The 18417-nt window shown below is 66.6% G+C and carries 19 protein-coding genes; 11 read left to right on the top strand and 8 right to left on the bottom strand.

All coding sequences use genetic code 11. From position 1 onward, the window contains the following. Positions 1-9: 9 nt before the first annotated feature. The 3 genes from ACTDXD_RS25775 to ACTDXD_RS25765 are packed head-to-tail and all read right to left on the bottom strand — an operon-like array spanning position 10 to position 3426. Positions 10-1443, bottom strand: coding sequence for a DUF5691 domain-containing protein (locus ACTDXD_RS25775; protein WP_440124985.1), 1434 nt, complete (start codon positions 1441-1443; stop codon positions 10-12). Then, positions 1440-2756, bottom strand: a complete 1317-nt coding sequence (locus ACTDXD_RS25770) for an SWIM zinc finger family protein (protein WP_440124984.1) — start codon at positions 2754-2756, stop codon at positions 1440-1442. The genes ACTDXD_RS25775 and ACTDXD_RS25770 overlap by 4 nt, the downstream gene beginning before the upstream one ends. 43 nt (positions 2757-2799) lie before the next feature. Further along, positions 2800-3426 carry a TetR/AcrR family transcriptional regulator C-terminal domain-containing protein gene (locus ACTDXD_RS25765; protein WP_440124983.1) on the bottom strand — a complete coding sequence of 209 codons (627 nt, stop codon included), beginning with the start codon at positions 3424-3426 and terminating at the stop codon, positions 2800-2802. 111 nt (positions 3427-3537) lie between these two features. Between ACTDXD_RS25765 and bioB the strand changes: the two genes are divergently transcribed. Continuing rightward, a complete protein-coding gene (gene bioB, locus ACTDXD_RS25760) occupies positions 3538-4551 on the top strand; it encodes a biotin synthase BioB (RefSeq protein WP_440124982.1) in 1014 nt (337 codons plus the stop codon). Between the two features lie 2 nt (positions 4552-4553). Further along, positions 4554-4754 carry a biotin synthase auxiliary protein BsaP gene (gene bsaP, locus ACTDXD_RS25755; RefSeq protein WP_440124981.1) on the top strand — a complete coding sequence of 67 codons (201 nt, stop codon included), beginning with the start codon at positions 4554-4556 and terminating at the stop codon, positions 4752-4754. A 48-nt stretch (positions 4755-4802) separates the two neighbouring features. On the opposite strand, the gene ACTDXD_RS25750 is transcribed toward bsaP, so the two are convergent. Together ACTDXD_RS25750 and ACTDXD_RS25745 are read right to left on the bottom strand one after the other, a co-directional pair. Further along, positions 4803-5321 carry a nuclear transport factor 2 family protein gene (locus tag ACTDXD_RS25750; protein WP_440124980.1) on the bottom strand — a complete coding sequence of 173 codons (519 nt, stop codon included), beginning with the start codon at positions 5319-5321 and terminating at the stop codon, positions 4803-4805. A gap of 148 nt (positions 5322-5469) precedes the next feature. Further along, complete coding sequence (locus ACTDXD_RS25745; RefSeq protein ID WP_440124979.1) at positions 5470-5904, bottom strand: nuclear transport factor 2 family protein; 435 nt, start codon at positions 5902-5904, stop codon at positions 5470-5472. Positions 5905-6121: 217 nt separating this feature from the next. Between ACTDXD_RS25745 and ACTDXD_RS25740 the strand changes: the two genes are divergently transcribed. Genes ACTDXD_RS25740 through ACTDXD_RS25720 form a run of 5 tightly spaced genes read left to right on the top strand, consistent with a single transcriptional unit; the run spans position 6122 to position 11049 of the window. Then, a complete protein-coding gene (locus ACTDXD_RS25740) occupies positions 6122-7288 on the top strand; it encodes an acyl-CoA dehydrogenase family protein (RefSeq protein WP_440124978.1) in 1167 nt (388 codons plus the stop codon). Further along, on the top strand, positions 7285-8322 hold the full coding sequence (locus ACTDXD_RS25735) for a bifunctional MaoC family dehydratase N-terminal/OB-fold nucleic acid binding domain-containing protein (protein ID WP_440124977.1): 1038 nt from the start codon (positions 7285-7287) through the stop codon (positions 8320-8322). The genes ACTDXD_RS25740 and ACTDXD_RS25735 overlap by 4 nt, the downstream gene beginning before the upstream one ends. Then, positions 8322-9434 (top strand): acyl-CoA dehydrogenase family protein, encoded by a 1113-nt coding sequence (locus tag ACTDXD_RS25730; RefSeq protein WP_169686534.1) that lies wholly within the window; start codon positions 8322-8324, stop codon positions 9432-9434. The genes ACTDXD_RS25735 and ACTDXD_RS25730 overlap by 1 nt, the downstream gene beginning before the upstream one ends. After that, positions 9431-9871, top strand: a complete 441-nt coding sequence (locus ACTDXD_RS25725; RefSeq protein WP_440124976.1) for a MaoC family dehydratase — start codon at positions 9431-9433, stop codon at positions 9869-9871. The genes ACTDXD_RS25730 and ACTDXD_RS25725 overlap by 4 nt, the downstream gene beginning before the upstream one ends. Then, the gene (locus ACTDXD_RS25720; RefSeq protein ID WP_440124975.1) at positions 9871-11049 is read left to right on the top strand and encodes a lipid-transfer protein; all 1179 of its coding nucleotides are present in this window, start codon (positions 9871-9873) and stop codon (positions 11047-11049) included. The genes ACTDXD_RS25725 and ACTDXD_RS25720 overlap by 1 nt, the downstream gene beginning before the upstream one ends. Positions 11050-11121: 72 nt before the next feature. On the opposite strand, the gene ACTDXD_RS25715 is transcribed toward ACTDXD_RS25720, so the two are convergent. Together ACTDXD_RS25715 and ACTDXD_RS25710 are read right to left on the bottom strand one after the other, a co-directional pair. Further along, positions 11122-12069 (bottom strand): aldo/keto reductase, encoded by a 948-nt coding sequence (locus ACTDXD_RS25715; protein WP_440124974.1) that lies wholly within the window; start codon positions 12067-12069, stop codon positions 11122-11124. Positions 12070-12138: 69 nt separating this feature from the next. Then, positions 12139-12849: an NUDIX hydrolase gene (locus ACTDXD_RS25710; protein ID WP_440124973.1), complete on the bottom strand. Its 711-nt coding sequence runs from the start codon at positions 12847-12849 to the stop codon at positions 12139-12141. Positions 12850-12932: 83 nt separating this feature from the next. Between ACTDXD_RS25710 and nadA the strand changes: the two genes are divergently transcribed. The 4 genes from nadA to ACTDXD_RS25690 all read left to right on the top strand — a co-directional run bounded on the left by nadA (position 12933) and on the right by ACTDXD_RS25690 (position 16979). Next, a complete protein-coding gene (gene nadA / locus ACTDXD_RS25705) occupies positions 12933-13964 on the top strand; it encodes a quinolinate synthase NadA (protein ID WP_440124972.1) in 1032 nt (343 codons plus the stop codon). Beyond that, entirely contained in the window at positions 13961-15535 is a 1575-nt protein-coding gene (locus ACTDXD_RS25700) for an L-aspartate oxidase (protein ID WP_440124971.1), read from the top strand. The genes nadA and ACTDXD_RS25700 overlap by 4 nt, the downstream gene beginning before the upstream one ends. 1 nt (position 15536) lies before the next feature. Next, complete coding sequence (nadC, locus tag ACTDXD_RS25695; protein WP_440124970.1) at positions 15537-16403, top strand: carboxylating nicotinate-nucleotide diphosphorylase; 867 nt, start codon at positions 15537-15539, stop codon at positions 16401-16403. A gap of 96 nt (positions 16404-16499) precedes the next feature. Then, entirely contained in the window at positions 16500-16979 is a 480-nt protein-coding gene (locus ACTDXD_RS25690) for a GNAT family N-acetyltransferase (RefSeq protein WP_220667266.1), read from the top strand. A gap of 18 nt (positions 16980-16997) precedes the next feature. On the opposite strand, the gene ACTDXD_RS25685 is transcribed toward ACTDXD_RS25690, so the two are convergent. Further along, a complete protein-coding gene (locus ACTDXD_RS25685) occupies positions 16998-18191 on the bottom strand; it encodes an IS110 family transposase (RefSeq protein WP_220667265.1) in 1194 nt (397 codons plus the stop codon). Positions 18192-18417 lie beyond the last annotated feature (226 nt).

Genomic DNA, 18417 nt, shown 5'->3' with positions numbered 1-18417 from the left:
CGTTGTCGGTCAACTCAACTCCTCGTGAAGGGTACGGCGTTGGCTCAGGATGTCTGCGGCGGTGGCGAAGCGGTTCAGCCGGTCGAGATCGTCGGTGCGGGTCGCGGCGTCGGCGAACAGATCGCCGACCTCGTAGGGCGCGCGGTGTGCCAGAAGGGCAGTCAGCGAACGAAAGGTGTTCGACTTCGGCGCCGCGGCGGAGTAGAGCGCTGCGAGAACCTTCTCGGCGACATCGGTCGGCCACGGAGCAGGGAGCGCGTCGAGCAGGATCGTGTCGAGCAACTGCTCGCCGGAGCTCCGGCGCAGGTGCTCGACGAGAACGGGGCGGGGGAGTGCCTCGGCAACGTGATCGCCGACCTTCCCGTCGCGGTGGAGCATCGCACTCGCCCATTGTTCATTGCGGTGGCAGGCGGTGGCGGTCTCCCAGCCTCTTCGAAGTGGGACGTCGAGACCGTCGGCGACCTGCAAAGCGAGGACCTCGGTGGGGGTGCGGTCGGAGTCGCACCATGCCGAGAGCGGCGCTGACGCCGCCAGCGACCACAGTCGATGTGCGGCGACCGTCGCCAGACCGCCCGGGCCTCGGAGATCGAGGCCGTCCCGGACGGCGTCGGCGTCGAGGGTCTCGGGGACAGCGATCTGCAGGGTCGAGCCGCACACCTGTGCCCAGTCGCGTACGCGCTGCGTCATGCGGCGACCGAACGCGGAGTCGGGTAGTCGGCGCAGGAACCGGATGGCAACCTCGCGGACTCTTCCGCTGCGATCGTCCAGGGCTCGTTCGAGCAACTCTTCGTCGTAGGGGCCGAGTCCGGGGGACAGTGCTTCGAGCAGGGCGAGTCGTGTCGCTGCGTTCTCCGATTTCCACACGGCTGCCAGCCGTGCGGTGGCACAGGCAGGGTCGGCTGCGCGCAGGTTCTCGAACCACGAGCGCCGCTTGGCCGGAGTGCCGTGCAGCCACGGGTCGTCGTCGGTCAAATCGGGTGCGACCAGCGGCGCCCACGCCGGATTCTGTGCCGCGACCCATTGGCCGCGTGGGCCTGCAAGTGCGAGCAACGCTGCGCGGTGGGTGCTGCCTCCGAGCGAGGCTCCACTGAGCAGATCCACGATGAGTTCGGCGGGAGCCTTGAATCGTTCTGCAGCACAGAACCATTCGTCCAGCAGATCGGATCGGACGGTGAGCAGGCCGCGTAGTCTCTCCGTCGCTGCGGGTGGAAGTTCGGGGCGAGGATCGTCGGGGGCGGACGCGGGGCGCGGGTGCGGGGTCGGCAGGGTTCCGCCTGCGAGAAACACCGCTTCGAGTGCTGCGGCGGCGAGCAGTCGGTGCTCGGCAGTACCGATCACCGCACCTGCAGCGTCGGCGGTGTACAGGGCATCGAAGGTAGATGTTGCGCGCGCGGTACCGAGAAGGGCAGTCGTGGTGAGTGTTTCGATACCGGTACTGCTCACGGCGTTGACCCTTCGGCGGTGGTGGACAGGCGGGTGGGGGTGAACATCGTGGCGGGGACAACACTGCGACCGTCCCAATCGCCACACACCGTCAACGGGCGTCCGCCCGCGACCGCGAGTAGCCGCCACCGGTCGGTGTCGTCGCCTCCGAGGGGCAGTGCCCTGCCGTGCTCGTCGACGAGATGCCAGCCGTCGTCGGTGTGGGTGGGGGTCACGGCATCGAGAAGCATGGGCCACGACCGGGTCCATGGATCTGCGGCGAGCGCATCGGCGTAGTCGGCCAGAGCCTCGTCGAGATCGGTCCCCGGTAGCGTCGAGATCGACGCCGGTGGCCCGTGGCGGGTTCCGAGCTGAGCGCGCAGGGGCGCGCCGGCGGGATGGAAGTGCAGGTCGGCATCGATGGTGGTACCGACCACAGGAGCCGCGTCCGGGAACCGTTGTGTGCCGTGGGTGAAGTCGAGCAGGATCGCCCAGCGTCTGCTGTCCCGCCCGCGCAGCCAGACCTTCCTGGTGTACACCCGGCTGTCCTCGGTGACGCGACATGCCAGTACGTGCCAGTGGTCGCGGACGGCCGGCTCCCGGCGAACCTCGTCGATCTTCGTCGGGAAACCGAGATGGCTGTGCACCGACCGGGCCAGCGGCTCCGGGAGTGAGTCCACATCGAGGTATGCGCGGATGAGCAGGTAGATGCGGCTGTACTCGGCCAGTAGTCGTGTCGGCCAGTCGGTTCCGGACGTCGCAACACCCGGCAGGGTGCGCAACATCGCAGCGACTCCCGGCGCCTGGGCGTCGACCATCCGCGAGGCGACGGTCTCGTAGGTGGCGTAGTCGTGCGCAACCGAGCCGAGTCCGCTACGGATCCGGTCTGTGAGCCAGCGTTCTAGGTCGGTGAGCCCTGCCGTGACGCGCTCGGCGCGCCGCAGGGCTGTCGCGGGGTCGGGTGTCTTGGACGTGCCCCCGGAGTCGGTTGCGGTGGTCGTTCTGCCGGCCTTCTCGGCTCGCGTGTCGAGCCACTCCGCTACGTCCTCGGGTTCCGGACTCTCCGGAAGGTTGTCTGCTGCCCACTGGGTCAGGAGGCTCAGAGCGTGCTTGCAGGGGAACTTGCGGCTCGGGCACGTGCACCGGAACGCGGGGCCGGTGAGATCGACCGCGGTGGTGTAGGGCTTCGATCCGCTGCCGCGACACAGTCCCCAGAGTGACCGCTCGGAACGTCCGGTGCCGGACCATACGGCCGAGAGTCGACGGGCTGCTGACATCGACGCCGGATCCGGGGCCGCTGCGGTGATCTGTTCGAGGGACCAGGGGACTGTCACGGTCAACGAACGTACGGCAGAGCTCCGACAGAGTCGTAACCGATCAGGACGTTGCGTGCTCGGTACGGCGCCGACGGATCCCGTCCACGAACAAGGTCAGCCCGAAATCGAACCGGACCGCCGGATCGCCGTCGAGCAGGTCGTCGTCCGACGTCGCGACCTCCTCCGCCGTCGCGCCCGGGGTGAGCGGCGAGCGAGTGAGAGCGCCGAGTTCCGTCAGTTGGAGGCGAGACTGCTCGTCGACGGTGTGGCCGAGGACATAGTGCAGCAGCGTGTAGCCGGTGAGTTCGGCGTGTGCGCGGGACAGGCCCGCGCGCAGAGCGGCAGAGACGAAACTGTCGCGGGCACCGGAGGTGGTCAAGCGTGAGGCATAGGTCGCGGCGACCAATTCCGCACCGTCGCGGTGGGCGAGTAGTGCGCCCCGGAAGCGGTAGGCGAGTTCGGTGAGCGCGCCGTCCCATGTGTCGGCGGCGGGTGGGGCATCGACGCCATCGAGGATGCGGTCGGCCATCGCGCCGAGCAGGGTCTGTTTGTTGGGGAAGTGCCAGTACAGAGCCCCGGGCTGTACCCCGAGTGAGGTGGCGAGTTTGCGCATGGTCAGGTCGCCCAGGCCGTACTCGTCGAGTATCGCCATGGCGCCGTCGAGGACGTCGCCGCGTCGCAGCTGCACCGGAGTCCGCTCCTGTCTCGTTGTGGTCTGCGTTGACACTATCGGACCTCAACCCTAACCTGAACGGTGTTCAAGTGAACGGTGTTCAAGTTTTGATCCTCAGGAGTCCCAGTGACGCAAGCCCCCGCCCGAGTCGACATCCTCGAACAGGCACGTGACCAAGTACTCCGACGTGGACTCGGACTCGACCGAGCACAGACGCTCGAGGTGCTCCGCCTGCACGATGACCGGCTCGATGAGCTGCTGTCCTTGGCCCATGAGGTGCGGATGACGTGGTGCGGACCCGAAGTGGAGGTCGAGGGCATCATCAGCCTCAAGACCGGCGGGTGCCCGGAAGACTGCCATTTCTGTTCCCAGTCCGGACTGTTCGCCTCCCCGGTCCGCTCGGCCTGGCTCGACATTCCCGCGCTGGTCGAGGCTGCCAAGCAGACTGCAAAGACCGGAGCGACCGAGTTCTGCATCGTCGCCGCGGTCCGCGGCCCCGATGCCCGCTTGATGGCGCAGGTCGCGGCGGGCGTGGAGGCGATACGTGGGGAGGTCGACATCCAGGTCGCGTGCTCATTGGGCATGCTCACCCAGGACCAGGTCGATCAGCTCGCCGCCCTCGGCGTGCACCGCTACAACCACAACCTCGAGACCGCGAAATCCTTCTTCCCCAACGTCGTTACCACGCACACGTGGGAAGAGCGGTGGGAGACGTTGCGCATGGTCCGCGAGGCCGGCATGGAAGTCTGCTGCGGCGGGATCCTCGGCATGGGCGAAACCCTCGAACAGCGTGCCGAGTTCGCTGCAGACCTTGCGGCGCTCGAACCCGACGAAGTTCCCCTCAACTTCCTCAACCCGCGACCCGGTACGCCGTTCGGCGACCTCGACGTTCTCCCTGCCTCGGAGGCGCTCAAAGCCGTTGCGGCATTCCGCCTCGCCTTACCGCGCACGATTCTCCGCTTCGCCGGGGGACGAGAACTCACTCTCGGCGACCTCGGCGCGAAGCAGGGCATCCTCGGCGGGATCAACGCCGTCATCGTCGGAAACTACCTGACGACACTCGGTCGACGGGCCGAGACCGATCTCGACCTGCTCGGCGAACTGAAGATGCCGATCAAAGCACTCGGCGAGAGCATCTGACCATGTTCGATGCCTTCACCGGTGCCGAGAGCGCCGTGGCCGACCCGACACAGCGACCCGTTGCCGCAGTAATGGGTCTCGAGCCGCCCCGCTACTGCACGCAGTGCGGACGCCGGATGATCGTGCAGATCGCACCGGACGGGTGGTGGGCGCGATGTTCCCGACACGGGACGATCGACTCGTGGCGTGACGAGCAACGCTGAGTTCGACCCGGACCGACTCCGCGACCGCATCACCGGTCCGGGGTGAGGTCACATCCGGTTCGCGATGCGGGACCGTAGAACGGTCAGCAGGTCCGATGAGTCCCGGCTTCCGCGCGGACCGCGTCCCTCCGGGGTGATCATCCGGCCCGCGTCCGAGCGGGTCCACTCCCGCACCGCCCACCGTTCGGCGATCGCCCAGCGCCCGTCCCTTCGTTCCATCCGGTCGACGAAACGCGCGCCACTGGTGAAATCGTCGCGATCCGGGTGTCCCCAGTGGGTGTTGGTGGAGTACGCCTCGCTGATCGCGACGTCGCCGAACAATTCGACGAAGTGGTTGCCGACGTGGTGCATCGTGCCCCCCAGCAGCTTCAGTCTCGGTTCCACCCAGGCGATGTACTCGTCCACGTTGCCGTCGAATCCGGTGTGATGATCGATCCCGTCCGGGTGATAACACTCGCGCACCAACTCGAAGTCGAGCCGGTCGATGCCACGGCAGTACTTCAGCACTACCTCCCGGATCTCCTGCTTGTCGACAAGATCCTGTAGTGCTCGTTCTGCGTCGGTCATTGCGATCCCTCCTCGAGCCCGACCATCCGGTCGAGTGGATCCGGCATGCGGTCCGAGTCGATTCCGAACGCCTGCGGATTTCTGCGAAGGATCACACTGGTGCGTCCACGTGCGGAAGCTACTTCCACTGAACGGGACTCGGCCGCCGTCAGAGTCCGGGCACGGTGACCGCGTGGTCCTCGATGTAATCGACGACGAGTTCCCGGCGCGCAATCTTCCAGCTGCCATCCACCTGCCTGTAGTGGTCCCGGTAACGGATGGCGATCGCATTGTCGCGCATGCCGTCGCGACCTCGATACAGGTGATGAGCCATGCAGTACACCGACCCGGATGCCGTGTCGCCGTCGATGTCGACCACCGTCTGGTGCACAGTGTGGTGCGTGGCATGCAGGTGGGCGGTGCCGTCGAGTACGACCGCGACGATCGCGTCGGCCCCGACTGTGACCACGTTCTCGTTTCCGCGGGTCACCGAAGGAGGTTGCACGAATTCGGCGTCCGCGGTGAACAGGGAGATCAAGACGACGCGGTCGCGATCGTCGACTGCAAGTGCGTAGCGACCGGCCAGATCCGATGGATGGTTCATGGCGACGAGTATGCAGTCGGCCGATTTGTCGGTTGCCGTCGAACCCGCTCAGCGGAACCGGGTATCGAGCAGCCGACCGATGCGGCCGTGCGGCTGTTCCGTGCCGGAACGTGACTCGGACGCGAGAATCTACCGCTCAGTGAGACCGGGCGGTACCCGCTGCGAATACCTCCTTAGCGTCCGAGTTTCGCGGATTGCGATGAATGGGAGTGCATCGATGGAGTTGAGGGAGTCGCCGGAGCAGCTCGAGCTGCGACGGGAATTGCGCGCGTACTTCGCGGGCCTGTTACCGGAAGAGAAGCGCCGCAGAGCCGGTGAACAGGGCGTGGGTGGCGAGTATTTTCGCGAAGTCGTCAAACTGCTGGGCCAGGACGGCTGGCTGGGTATCGGCTGGCCCGAGGAATACGGTGGGCAGGGCCGGTCCATCGAGGAGCAGTTCGTGTTCTTCGATGAGGTACAGCGTGCAGGCCTCCCGTTCCCCTTTGTCACCGTCAATACCGTCGGCCCGACCCTGATGAAGTACGGGACCGAGGAGCAGAAGGCACGCTTCCTGCCGGGAATTCTCGCAGGCGACATAGTCTTTGCGATCGGCTACACCGAGCCCGAAGCGGGTACCGATCTGGCATCGCTCAGGACGCGTGCCGTCCTCGACGGTGACGAGTGGGTGGTCGACGGCAACAAGATCTTCACCTCCGGTGCGAACACCGCCGACTTCGTGTGGCTCGCCTGCCGCACCGATCCCGAGGCTCCCAAACACAAGGGCATTTCGATCCTGGTCGTACCCACCGACGATGAAGGATTCTCGTGGTCGCCGATCGACACGGTCGGTGGGCTGATGGTGACCTCCACCTACTACAGCGGAATCCGCATCGGCGCCGAGAACGTGATCGGCGATATCAACGGGGGCTGGCAGTTGATTGCTGCGCAGCTCAACCACGAGCGCATCGGCCTCGCGGCAATCGGGGGGCGTACGTACGGACTCTGGCATCAGGCACTCGAGTGGGCCAGGGAGAACGGTGTCATCGAGATACCTTGGGTACAACAGGAATTCGCACGTACCCACGCCAGGCTTGAAGCGATGCGCCTGTTGAACTGGAAAATGACGGCATCGGTCGCGGCGGATACGCTCTCCGGCGCGGATGCGGGTGCCACGAAGGCTTATGGCACCGAAACCCACATCGACGTCTACCGCACATTGCTCGCGATCCTCGGGGCTGCGGGGCGGATCCGGCCGGAGTCGCCGGGTGCGCTGCTGGCCGGCCAGATCGAACAGATCTCCCGGCAGGGCATGGTCAACACCTTCGGTGGCGGGGTCAACGAGGTGCTGCGCGACATGGTGGGCACGATGGGTCTCGGGCTCGTGCGGGAGAAGAGGGTAAAGTGAGCGAATTCCTCACCAAGCTCGGCACTTTCGAGGGGAAAGTCCTCACCCCTACCGTCTGGGCCCCCGACGAGGTCAACATACCGATGATCCGGCACTGGATCGAGACGATGGGGGACACGAACCCCATCTACCTCGACGACGGCGCTGCTCGCGCCACCGGTCGGGACGGAGTCGTCGCCCCGGCGCTGATGGCGCAGGTGTGGACGATGCGGACGTTCGCCGATAAGATGGCGAACAACGATCCGTCGCAGGTGTGGACCGATCTGATCGCGACGCTCGACTCCGCGGGCTTCACCTCTGTCGTCGCGACCGACTCGGACTTCGAATTCTTCGTGGAACTGCGTCCCGGCGAACGGGTATCGCTCACCGAGGTGATCGAGGACATCTCCGAGGAGAAGAAGACGGGTCTCGGTGTCGGACACTTCGTCACGACCCTCAAGACGTATCGCCGCGGCGGCGGTGCCGCGAGTTCGCACGGCGGCGGTGCCGCGAGTTCGCACCGCGGCGGTGCCGACGCGGATTCGCACGGTGGTGATGACGAGATCGTCGCAACTCAACGCTGGCGCACCCTGCGTTTCAGGCCGAAGGGAAGCGAGACCGCTGAGAAGCCTGCGGCCCAGATCCCGGGCCTGCGCCCACGTCCTGCGCTCAACGCGGACAACGCTTTCTGGTTCGAGGCTGCCAAGGATCACCGCTTGGTGATCCAGCGCTGCACCGACTGTGGTGCGCTTCGCCACCCCACTGGACCGATGTGCGGGGCGTGTCGGTCGCTCGAGTGGGACACTGTCGATGCTTCGGGCCGGGGCACCGTGTACAGCTTTGTCGTCAACCACCACCCTCGTATCCCCGGATTCGAGTACCCGCTCATTGTGGCCACGATCGAACTCGAAGAGGGCACGCGACTCATCGCGAACATGACCGGCATCGCACCGGAGGATGTCGAGATCGATATGCCGGTGGAATTGGACTGGATCGACGCCGACCCGGATCTGACGCTTCCCGCGTTTCGGCCGGCAGCACGGGAGGAGCACTGATGGACTTCAACTTCAGCGAAGAGCAAGAGGCGATTCGCAACCTCGCCGATGAGGTCTTCACCAGCAAAGCCGACATCGAGCGCGTCAAACAGGTCGAACTCGGCGACGAGCGTATCGACCGGGACCTGTGGCGCGAACTCGCGAACACGGGTCTGCTCGGAATCGCGCTGCCCGAGGATCTGGGAGGCGGTGGCCTGGGCCTGTCCGAGCTGTACGTCCTGCTCGAGCAGCAGGGGCGGCACGTCGCGCCGGTGCCGATCTGGCAGTCGGCCCTCGCAGCCCTTGCGGTCGCCGAGTTCGGCACCGACGCCCAGCGCGCGGCGCTGGTTCCCGGTGTCGCCGAGGGCAGCAGTTTCCTGACGATCGGGCTCGAAGAGTTCGGTCCGTACGTCGATGATGAACCGAGGACCACCGCCACCGAGGTCGACGGTCAGTGGACCCTGAGCGGCGCCAAGGCCGTCGTCCCGGTCACGCACGTCGCAGACCATGCAATCGTCGCGGCGACCACTCCCGACGGTGCGGCACTGTTCGTGGTGGATCTGGCCGGTGCGGGTGTTGCGGTGGAGCAGACGCAGTCCACCAACTGGGAGATCTGCGGCAACGTCACACTGGAGTCGGCTCCCGCTGAACTGCTCGGTTCTGTCGACGGCAGCACTGTGCGGTGGCTTCTCGACCGCGTCGAGCTGGCACTGGCCGCGATCCAGATCGGTGTGGGCTCCGGCGCTGTGCAGCAGGCCGTCACCTACCTCAACGGCCGGCACCAGTTCGGCAGGCCGCTCGCGACGTTCCAGGCCGTCAATCATCAACTGGCCGACTGTTACATCGACCTCGAGGCGATGCGTGTCACGCTGTGGCAGGCGGCATGGTTGCTGGCCGAGGGGCACGATCCCGGAACGTCGGTGCTCGTCGCCAAGTGGTGGGCGACCGACGGTGGCCAGCGCATCGTGCACCGTACTACCCATCTGCATGGCGGGATGGGTGTCGACACCGACTACCCTGTGCACCGGCATCTGCTGTGGGGCAAGCAGATCGGTGCAACTCTCGGTGGCTCCGCCTCCGACTTGGCCCGTCTGGGCGCGCTGCTCGCTTCCGGCGTCGAGGTGGTCGCATGACGGCCACCGCCTCGGGCCGGAGCTACGACGACATCGTCGTCGGCGAGGTGCTGCCGGATCTCGCGATTCCGCTGACCCGCACGCTGATCGTGTCCACCGCGATCGCGACCCGCGACTTCCAGGATGTGCACCACGATCCGGAGCTGGCGCGTGAGCGCGGTTCGAAGGACGTGTTCATGAACATTCTCACCAGCAACGGGTTGGCCGGCCGGTTCGTGACGGACTGGGCCGGACCACACCCGACGCTGCGTCGGGTGAAGATCCGTCTCGGTGCCCCGAACTACCCGGGCGACACCATGACCATGACCGGTGAGGTGGTCTCGAAGGACAACGGCCTCGTCGAGGTGAAGGTCGTGGGCGCGAACAGTCTCGGCAACCACCTCGCCGGTACTGTCACCGTCGCCTACTCCGCTTCCGGGGAAGGGAAGGTTTCCTGATGGCTGTCAGTCCGCTCTCGGGTGCCGCCGCGATCGTCGGTATCGGCGCCACCGAGTTTTCGAAGAAGTCAGGTCGCTCCGAGCTGCAACTCGCGTGCGAGGCCGTCACCGCAGCCCTCACGGATGCGGGAATCGACCCGTCCGAGGTCGACGGTCTGACGACGTTCACGATGGAGACCAACGGGGAGATCCTCGTGGCCCGCAACTGTGGACTCGGGGAGCTGAAGTTCTTCTCCCGGATCGGGTACGGCGGCGGTGCCGCGTGTGCGTCGGTGCAGCAGGCGGCAATGGCTGTCGCGACCGGCGTCGCCGACGTGGTGGTGGTCTACCGGGCGTTCAACGAGCGTTCCGGAATGCGCTTCGGCGCAGGTCAGCACGACCGTCCGATGGATTCGACCGCGGACCGCGCAGCCTATGCGTGGCTGACTCCGCAGGGACTGGCGACGCCGGCCCAGTGGGTCGCGATGTTCGCTCGACGGTACATGCACCAGTACGGTGCCACGAGTGAGGATTTCGGCCGGGTCGCGGTCGTGGCGCGCAAGCACGCCGCGAAGAACCCGAATGCGTGGTTCTACGGCAAGCCGATCACGCTGGAGGACCACCAGAACTCCCGGTGGATTGCCGAGCCGCTGCATCTGCTCGATTGCTGTCAGGAGACGGACGGTGGTCAGGCCCTCGTGATCGTCTCTGCCGAGCGCGCCGCGAGCCTGCGTCAGAAGCCTGCGATCATCAAGGGCGCCGCGCAGGGCAGCGGCAAGGATCAGCACATGATGGCGAGCTACTACCGTCCCGACATCACCGGTATTCCGGAAATGGGTCTGGTCGGACGTCAGCTCTATGCGCAGGCCGGTCTGTCGCCGGACGACATCGACGCCGCGATCCTCTACGACCACTTCACCCCGCTGGTGCTTCCACAGCTCGAGGAACTCGGCTTCTGCGGCGTGGGTGAGGCCAAGGACTTCATCCGCGAGGGCAATCTGGAGATCGGTGGACGGCTGCCGAGCAATACACACGGCGGTCAGGTGGGGGAGGCATACCTGCACGGTGTCAACGGCATCGCCGAGGCGGTTCGGTTGTTGCGGGGCACCTCCACCAACCAGCCGGCACACGCCGAGAATGTGGTCGTGACGGCGGGAACCGCGGTTCCCACGAGCGGACTGATTCTCGGCGCCGCCTGAGCAGGAGCATCACCGGAACGGTATGTGTCGACGGCGCCCCGAAAGGGGGCGCTGCGACGCATACCGTTCTGCTTATGCGTCGACGGCGTTCGACAATGAGGTGAGGCGATCGAATTCGAGGTCGGTGAGAACGAGCCTGGTGGAGTCGAGCATTGCCGGAAGCTGCTCGATGCGGCTGGCACTCGCGATCGGCGCGACGATACCGGGTCGCTTCGACAGCCACATGAGCGCGACGGTCGGTATCTCGACGGCGTGCACGGTTGCGATCTCGGCGAGCGCGTCGATCACGGCGAGCCCCGAGGCGGAAAAGTACTGCGATGCCATACGCGCGCGAATGCCGGAGTCGAGATCTGCTGCCGTTCGATACTTTCCGGTGAGGAAGCCGGAGGCGAGTGCGAAGTAGGGCAGGACACCCAGGTTGTGTTCGGCGACCAGGGGTGCGTACTCCCGCTCGTATTCTGCGCGGTGCACGAGGTTGTAGTGCGGCTGAAGCGAGACGGGCCGTGCAAAGCCGCCGTCGTCAGCGATCGCCAGCCATTCGGCGATACGGGAGGGGGAGTAGTTGGACAGACCGATGTATCGGACCTTGCCGCTTCGGACGAGCGCGTCGAATGCTTCGACCGTCTCCTCCAGCGGTGTCTCCGGATCATCGGCATGCGCGTAGTACAGATCGATGTGATCGGACTGCAGGCGCTTGAGCGACGCGTCGGCGGCAGCCGCGACGTTCTGCGGGGCCAGGCCCGCGAACTCGGGGTGCTGCCCGACCTTCGTGGCCACCAGGACCTCGTTGCCGATGCCGCGCGCGGCCTTCCAGTTGCCGATGATGGTCTCGGATTCGCCGCCCGAGTTGCCGGGTGCGAACGCCGAATACGAGTCGGCGGAGTCCACGAAGTTGCCGCCCGCCGCCATGAATGCGTCCAGAATCTCGAACGACGTAGCTTCGTCCGCCGTCCATCCGAGCGTGTTACCGCCCAGCGCGAGGGGGAAGATCTCGAGGTCGGAATTACCGATTGTTGCCACTGCGCTCCCGTCGTAGGTGTTGTGATGTTCTCGCGCACCCTATCCGGAGGTCCGCTCGGGCACCGTTGATCATCCCGGTGGGCGCAATGCGGCAAACTCGTCGGTAACCCGCAGGCGCGAGTCGGTGAATCGATACAGCGCGGGTGGCCGGCCCCCGCTTTTGCCCGACGGAGCGGTGTTGCCGGTTCGGGTGAGGACGTCTCGGCGGGCGAGGACTCGCTGAAGATTTGTGGCATCGACCTGGTAACCGAGTGCAGCGCAATAGATGTCACGCAACGTGGACATGGAGAACTCGGCGGGGGTGAGCCCGTAGGCAATGTTGGTGTACGACAGTTTCGCAGCGAGGCGTGCGTGTGCGTTGGTGACCATGACTCGGTGATCGAACGACATCTCGGGGAGGTCGGCCACGGGATGCCATGCCGTGTCGTCGGGTAGCTGGGGATCGGAGGTGATCGGCACGAGGCCGAGGTAGGTCGATGCGATGGTGCGATCGCCGGGTATCCGATCCGGGGCCGAGAACACCGAGAGCTGCTCGAGATGTGCAACTTCGCGCACGTCGACCTTCTCGGCGAGCTGGCGCCTGGCCGAGGACGTGAGGTCCTCGTCGTCGCGGAGTCGGCCGCCCGGGAGCGACCAGGTACCGGACTGTGGGTCGAGTGCGCGTTGCCATAGCAGAACGCCGAGTTCGGGCCCTGGTCGGGGGGTGTCCGGGGTGGCCGGGAAGTGGCGAACCTGGAACACCGCGATGAGCACTTCGTGACCGGTGTTACTATACGACATGTTTTCGACCCTAAGTCGAAAACCCCGAGAACGGAAATCCGAGCACAGCCCGCCCGGATTGCACTCCACGAAGGAGCAACGCCATGACCACGACCGAGTGGGCAGGAACCGCCGCAATCGTCGACGGACCGAATGGCTACTCCGGCATCGAGGCGACGCCGGAGTGGGCCGACGAAGTTCGCAGGCTCGCCCGCGAACGGAACGCGACACTGCTCGCGCACAACTACCAGCTGCCTGCCATCCAGGACATCGCCGACCATGTCGGCGACTCCCTGGCGCTCTCGCGCATCGCCGCGGAGGCCGAAGAGAGCACCATCGTGTTCTGCGGGGTGCACTTCATGGCGGAGACCGCCAAGATCCTCAGCCCGGACAAGACCGTGCTGATCCCCGACGAGCGGGCCGGGTGTTCACTGGCCGATTCCATCGACGCCGATCAGCTGCGTGAGTGGAAGGCGGACCACCCGGACGCCGTCGTCGTGTCCTACGTCAACACGACCGCCGAGGTGAAGGGTCTGACGGACATCTGCTGCACGTCGTCGAACGCCGTCGACGTCGTCGCGTCCATCGACCCCGACCGCGAGGTGCTGTTCCTGCCCGACCAGTTCCTCGGCGCACACGTCAAGCGGATCACCGGCCGGGACAACATCCACATCTGGGCGGGTGAATGCCATGTGCACGCGGGTATCAACGGCGACGAACTCGCCGCCCAAGCCCGGTCACACCCCGACGCCGACCTGTTCGTCCACCCCGAGTGCGGCTGCGCCACCTCGGCGCTCTACCTCGCGGGTGAAGGATTCGTGCCCGACGACAAGGTCAGAATCCTCTCGACCGGTGGCATGATCGACGCCGCTCGTGAGACCGGCGCCAAGCAGGTCCTCGTGGCAACCGAGGTCGGCATGCTGCACCAGCTGCGCAAGGCTGCGCCCGGCATAGACTTCCAGCCGGTCAACGATCGCGCATCGTGCCCCTACATGAAGATGATCACCCCGGCCGCGTTGCTGCGCTGCCTCCGTGAAGGTAGGGACGAGGTCCACGTCGACCCGCAGGTCGCGCAGCGGGCCCGCCTTTCGGTGCAGCGGATGATCTCCATCGGTAACCCGGGCAGCGGAGAGTGACGTCCACCGTGAGCGCCGGTGTGTGCTGGGAAGAGCACGCCGACCTCGTCGTGGTCGGCGGTGGTGTCGCCGGGCTCACCGCCGCACGCGCCGCCTCCCGGCGAGGCCTGCGGGTGCTCACGGTGAGCAAGGGCGGGCCGACCGACACCGCGACGCAATACGCCCAGGGCGGCATCGCCGTCGTCGCACCGACCGGCGACAGTGTCGGATCCCACGTCGCGGACACCCTCGCCGCAGGCGGCGGGATCTGTGATGAGAACGCGGTCCGCTCGATCGTGACAGCCGGACCCGCCGCGATCGCCGCTCTGACCGATCTCGGAGCAGTCTTCGATCGCGGGCGCGACGGCGATGTCTCCAGGACCAGGGAGGGCGGGCACAGTACCCGCCGGATCATCCATTCCGGTGGCGACGCCACCGGAGCCGAAGTCCAGCGGGCTCTCGGATCCGCCGGGCTCCCGGTTCTGTTCGGCGCCGCCGTCGCACGGGTACTGACCGACGAGCGCGGTGTCACCGGAGTACTCGTCCTCGATGAACGTGGATTCGGTGTCGTCCACGCTCCCGCGGTGCTCCTCGCGACCGGCGGGCTCGGACAACTGTACGCGTGCAGTACGAACCCTTCCGGTGCGACCGCCGACGGAATCGCCCTCGCATTGCACGCGGGCGCGCGGGTCGCCGACATCGAGTTCGTGCAGTTCCACCCCACGGTACTGTTCGCCGCGGACGGCCGCGGGCGCCGTCCACTCATCAGCGAGGCGGTCCGAGGGGAGGGTGCAACCCTGGTGGACTCGCGTGGTCGCTCCGTCACCGACGGCGTGCACCCACTCGGCGATCTCGCCCCACGTGATGTGGTCTCCCGAGCAATCGCCGAGCGTCTCGCCGCACTCGGCGAAGACCACGTGTTCCTCGATGCGCGTGACCTGCAGGGATTCGCAGAGCGGTTCCCGACCATCACCGCGTACTGCGCTGAGGCCGGACTGGATCCCGCGCGGGACCTACTGCCGGTCGCACCGGCAGCGCACTATTCGTGCGGCGGCGTCGTCACCGACGTGCACGGTCGAACAGACACTCCAGGTCTGTACGCGGCGGGCGAGCTCGCGCGCACCGGGCTGCACGGCGCCAACCGTCTCGCGTCCAACAGTCTGCTCGAAGGCCTCGTCGTGGGAGAGCGCGCAGGCGCCGCCGCGGCTGCAGAACGCGGCGGACTGCGCGTCGAAGCTCTCGACGCGACGGCGCCGGTGCTCCCGCGTCTCGAACGCGCCGAACTGCAGCGCGCGATGACGCGTGATGCCCTCGTCGTCCGCGACGAAACCGGTCTCCTCGCGGCGACCACGGCCCTGTCGGGGGCTCGCACACAGCTGTGCGCCAGCGTCTCCGATCTCGAGGATGCCGCACTCACGCTTGCGGCCCGGGCCCTCGTCGGTGCGGCGCTGCGCCGCACCGAGTCGCGCGGCTGTCACACTCGACGCGACCATCCGGCTCCGGATCCCGCGCAGGCCTGGTCCGCCGACCAGCGCCTGGATGACGAGGGAGAACTCGTCCTGACCACACCTCAACTCACAGGAGCGAACTGACATGGCCACCGTGCTGCCCGCCGGGCTCGACATCGATGAGACCCGCGCACTCGTGCGACAGGCACTCGACGAGGACCTGCGGTACGGACCGGACGTCACCACCGACGCGACTGTTCCGGCCGACGCGGTCGCCGTCGCGACGATGGCGCCCCGGCAAGCGGGCACCGTCGCGGGCCTGGACGTGGCCTTGCTCGTGCTCGACGAGGTGCTCGGCACCGGCCGCTACACGGTGCGCAGCCGTGTCGAGGACGGGCACCGCGTGGTCGCAGGCGAGCCCGTACTCACCCTCGAGGCGCCTACACGCGGCCTTCTCACCGCCGAACGCACCATGCTCAACCTCGTGTGCCACCTGTCGGGGATCGCCACCACCACGTCGCACTGGGTCGACGCGGTCGCGGGCACAGAGGCGAAGATCCGGGACAGCCGCAAGACCCTTCCTGGTCTGCGGGCGTTGCAGAAATACGCGGTGCGTGTCGGTGGGGGCGTCAATCACCGGATGGGGCTCGGCGACGAGGCCCTGATCAAGGACAATCACGTGGCCGCCGCCGGGTCGGTCGTCGCTGCGCTGCGCGCGGTGCGGGCGCACGCCCCCGGCATCGCCTGCGAGGTCGAGGTCGACAGCCTCGAGCAGTTCGACGAGGTCCTGGCCGAGAACGTGGAATTGATCCTGCTCGACAACTTTCCGTTGTGGCAGACGCAGATCGCAGTGCAGCGCCGCAACACCCATGCGCCCGGCACGCGACTGGAATCGTCGGGCGGCCTCACCCTCGAAGTCGCAGCGGACTACGCGCGCACCGGCGTCGATTACCTGGCGGTCGGCGCGTTGACCCATTCGGTCACCGTGCTCGATCTCGGCCTGGACATGTAGGGGCCTGCTGCCCCGGGGGGGTGTCCCTATGTTGGTGTCAACCGCTCGGGATGCCACTGGAGTGCGGTCGGGTAGGGGCTGGAATAGTCGACGCGCATGGAATCCGTTGTGACGCTGTCGGGTGGGGACGCGGGTGAGCTGCTGACGTTGCAGCGGGCTGCGTATGTGACTGAGGCTCAGGCCCACGAGGACGTGAACCTTCCCCCGTTGATGCAGTCCCTCGACGAGGTGGTGAGCGAATTGGCGAAGCCCGACGTGATCGCGTTCGGGTTGCGCGATGACTCCCGGCGTCTCGTCGCTGCCGTGCGGGTGTACCTCTCTCTGACGGACCCCCACACCGCCGAGTTGGGAAGGCTGGTCGTGGCCCCGGACATGCAGGGTCGAGGTCGGGGCAGTCGGCTGCTCGAGTTGGTGGAAGAGCGACTGCCTGAGCAGATCACTGATCTGCAGTTGTTCACCGGTGAGCGCAGCCTCGGCAACCTGCGGCTCTACTCTCGGTTCGGGTATCAGGAAACGCACCGAACTCCGACGCCGGGTGGCTATGCGCTTGTCCATCTGGCGAAGCGAGTGCGTTAGCGTGCCTGCTGGGCGTGGTTACGCTGCTTCTGCGGTTGGTGGCCGGTAGAGGGTCTTGTTCTTGAGCATGGCGTGGAGGACGTCGCAGCGGCGTCGGGCCAGGCAGATCAGGGCGGCGTTGTGTCTCTTGCCTTCGGCTCGTTTGCGGTCGTAGTAGGTGCGGCTGGTCGGGTCGTGCAGGGCCGCGAACGCCGACAGGAACAGGGCGCGTTTGAGTTTCCGGTTGCCCGAGCGGGCCGGGTGTTCACCGCGGATCGAGGTGCCGGAGCGGTGGGTGACCGGGGCGATGCCGGCGTAGGCGGCGAGGTGCCCGGCCGTGGCGAAGCCCGAGCCGTCACCGATCTCGATGAGGATGCGCGCGGCGGTCCTGACACCGATGCCGGGCATCGAGGTCAGGACCTGGGAAAGAGGGTGATCGTCGAGAATCCTCTCGACGTCGTCCCCGATGGTTCTGCGTTGATGCAGCACCTCTTTGAGCGAGTCGGCGAGTTTCGGCAACACGATCTCGGCGGCCTTGCTGCCGGGAACCGTCACGGTCTGGGCGTCCAGGGCGGCGAAGATCTCCTCGGCCAGTCGGGTGCCCATCCGCGGTGCGTGTTTGACCGCGAGGGTGGTGATCCGGCGTTTGCCGGCCTGCCGGATCCCGACCGGTCCGCCGTAGCGAGACAGGATCTCGAGGACAGCGGGGTGGCTGATCCGGGGTCCCAGAACTCGTTCGAGGGCGGGGTGGATGCCGGTGAGCAGGCCGCGGATGCGGTTGCTGATGCGGGTGGCTTCACCGGCGAGGTCGTCGTCGAACCCGATGAGCACTCCGAGTTCGGCCAGGGCCTCGTCACCGACGTCGACCCGGCGCAGTGTGTGAGGCATGGTGCGGGCAGTGTCGGCGATGATGAACGCGTCGCGGGCATCGGTTTTCGCCTGCCCCGGATACAGGTCAGCGACCCGGCGCATCGACAGTCCCGGCAGGTAGGCGACGTCGTGGCCGCAGGCGCGGGCGACGGTGACCGGCAGCGCGCCGATCGTGTTCGGTTGATCGACGACCACCAGGATCGGTCCGTGCGCGGCCAGATCAGCGAACACAGCACGCAAGCGGGCTTCGTCGTTCGGCAGTGCCTTGTCGAACAGTCGGCTGCCGGCGGCGTCCAACCCGACCGCGTGATGATCGCTTTTACCCACGTCGATGCCGCAAAACACGGCGTAACTCGTGTCCATGAAGCAGTCTTTCGTCCGGTCCAACCGGTCGCCGATCCAGCATCGATACCCGGCACCCACGTTACAAAGAGACCTACCGTAAATCTGGTGGCCCTGTCCCTATCAGCGGTCCATCGACGCCACCAGGCTCGGCGACACCACCCCCCGGATCATTCGAGAGACAGGGGTAGGAAGTCATACCGAACTTGGCGACCGTGGCCCCGCGGTGCGGGACTACGAAGAAGGT

It is taken from the genome of Rhodococcus sp. SJ-3 (assembly GCF_051918125.1).
Classification (GTDB): domain Bacteria; phylum Actinomycetota; class Actinomycetes; order Mycobacteriales; family Mycobacteriaceae; genus Rhodococcus.
Note: the sequence above shows the minus strand (reverse complement) of the source record. Positions and strands in the feature narration are given on the sequence as shown.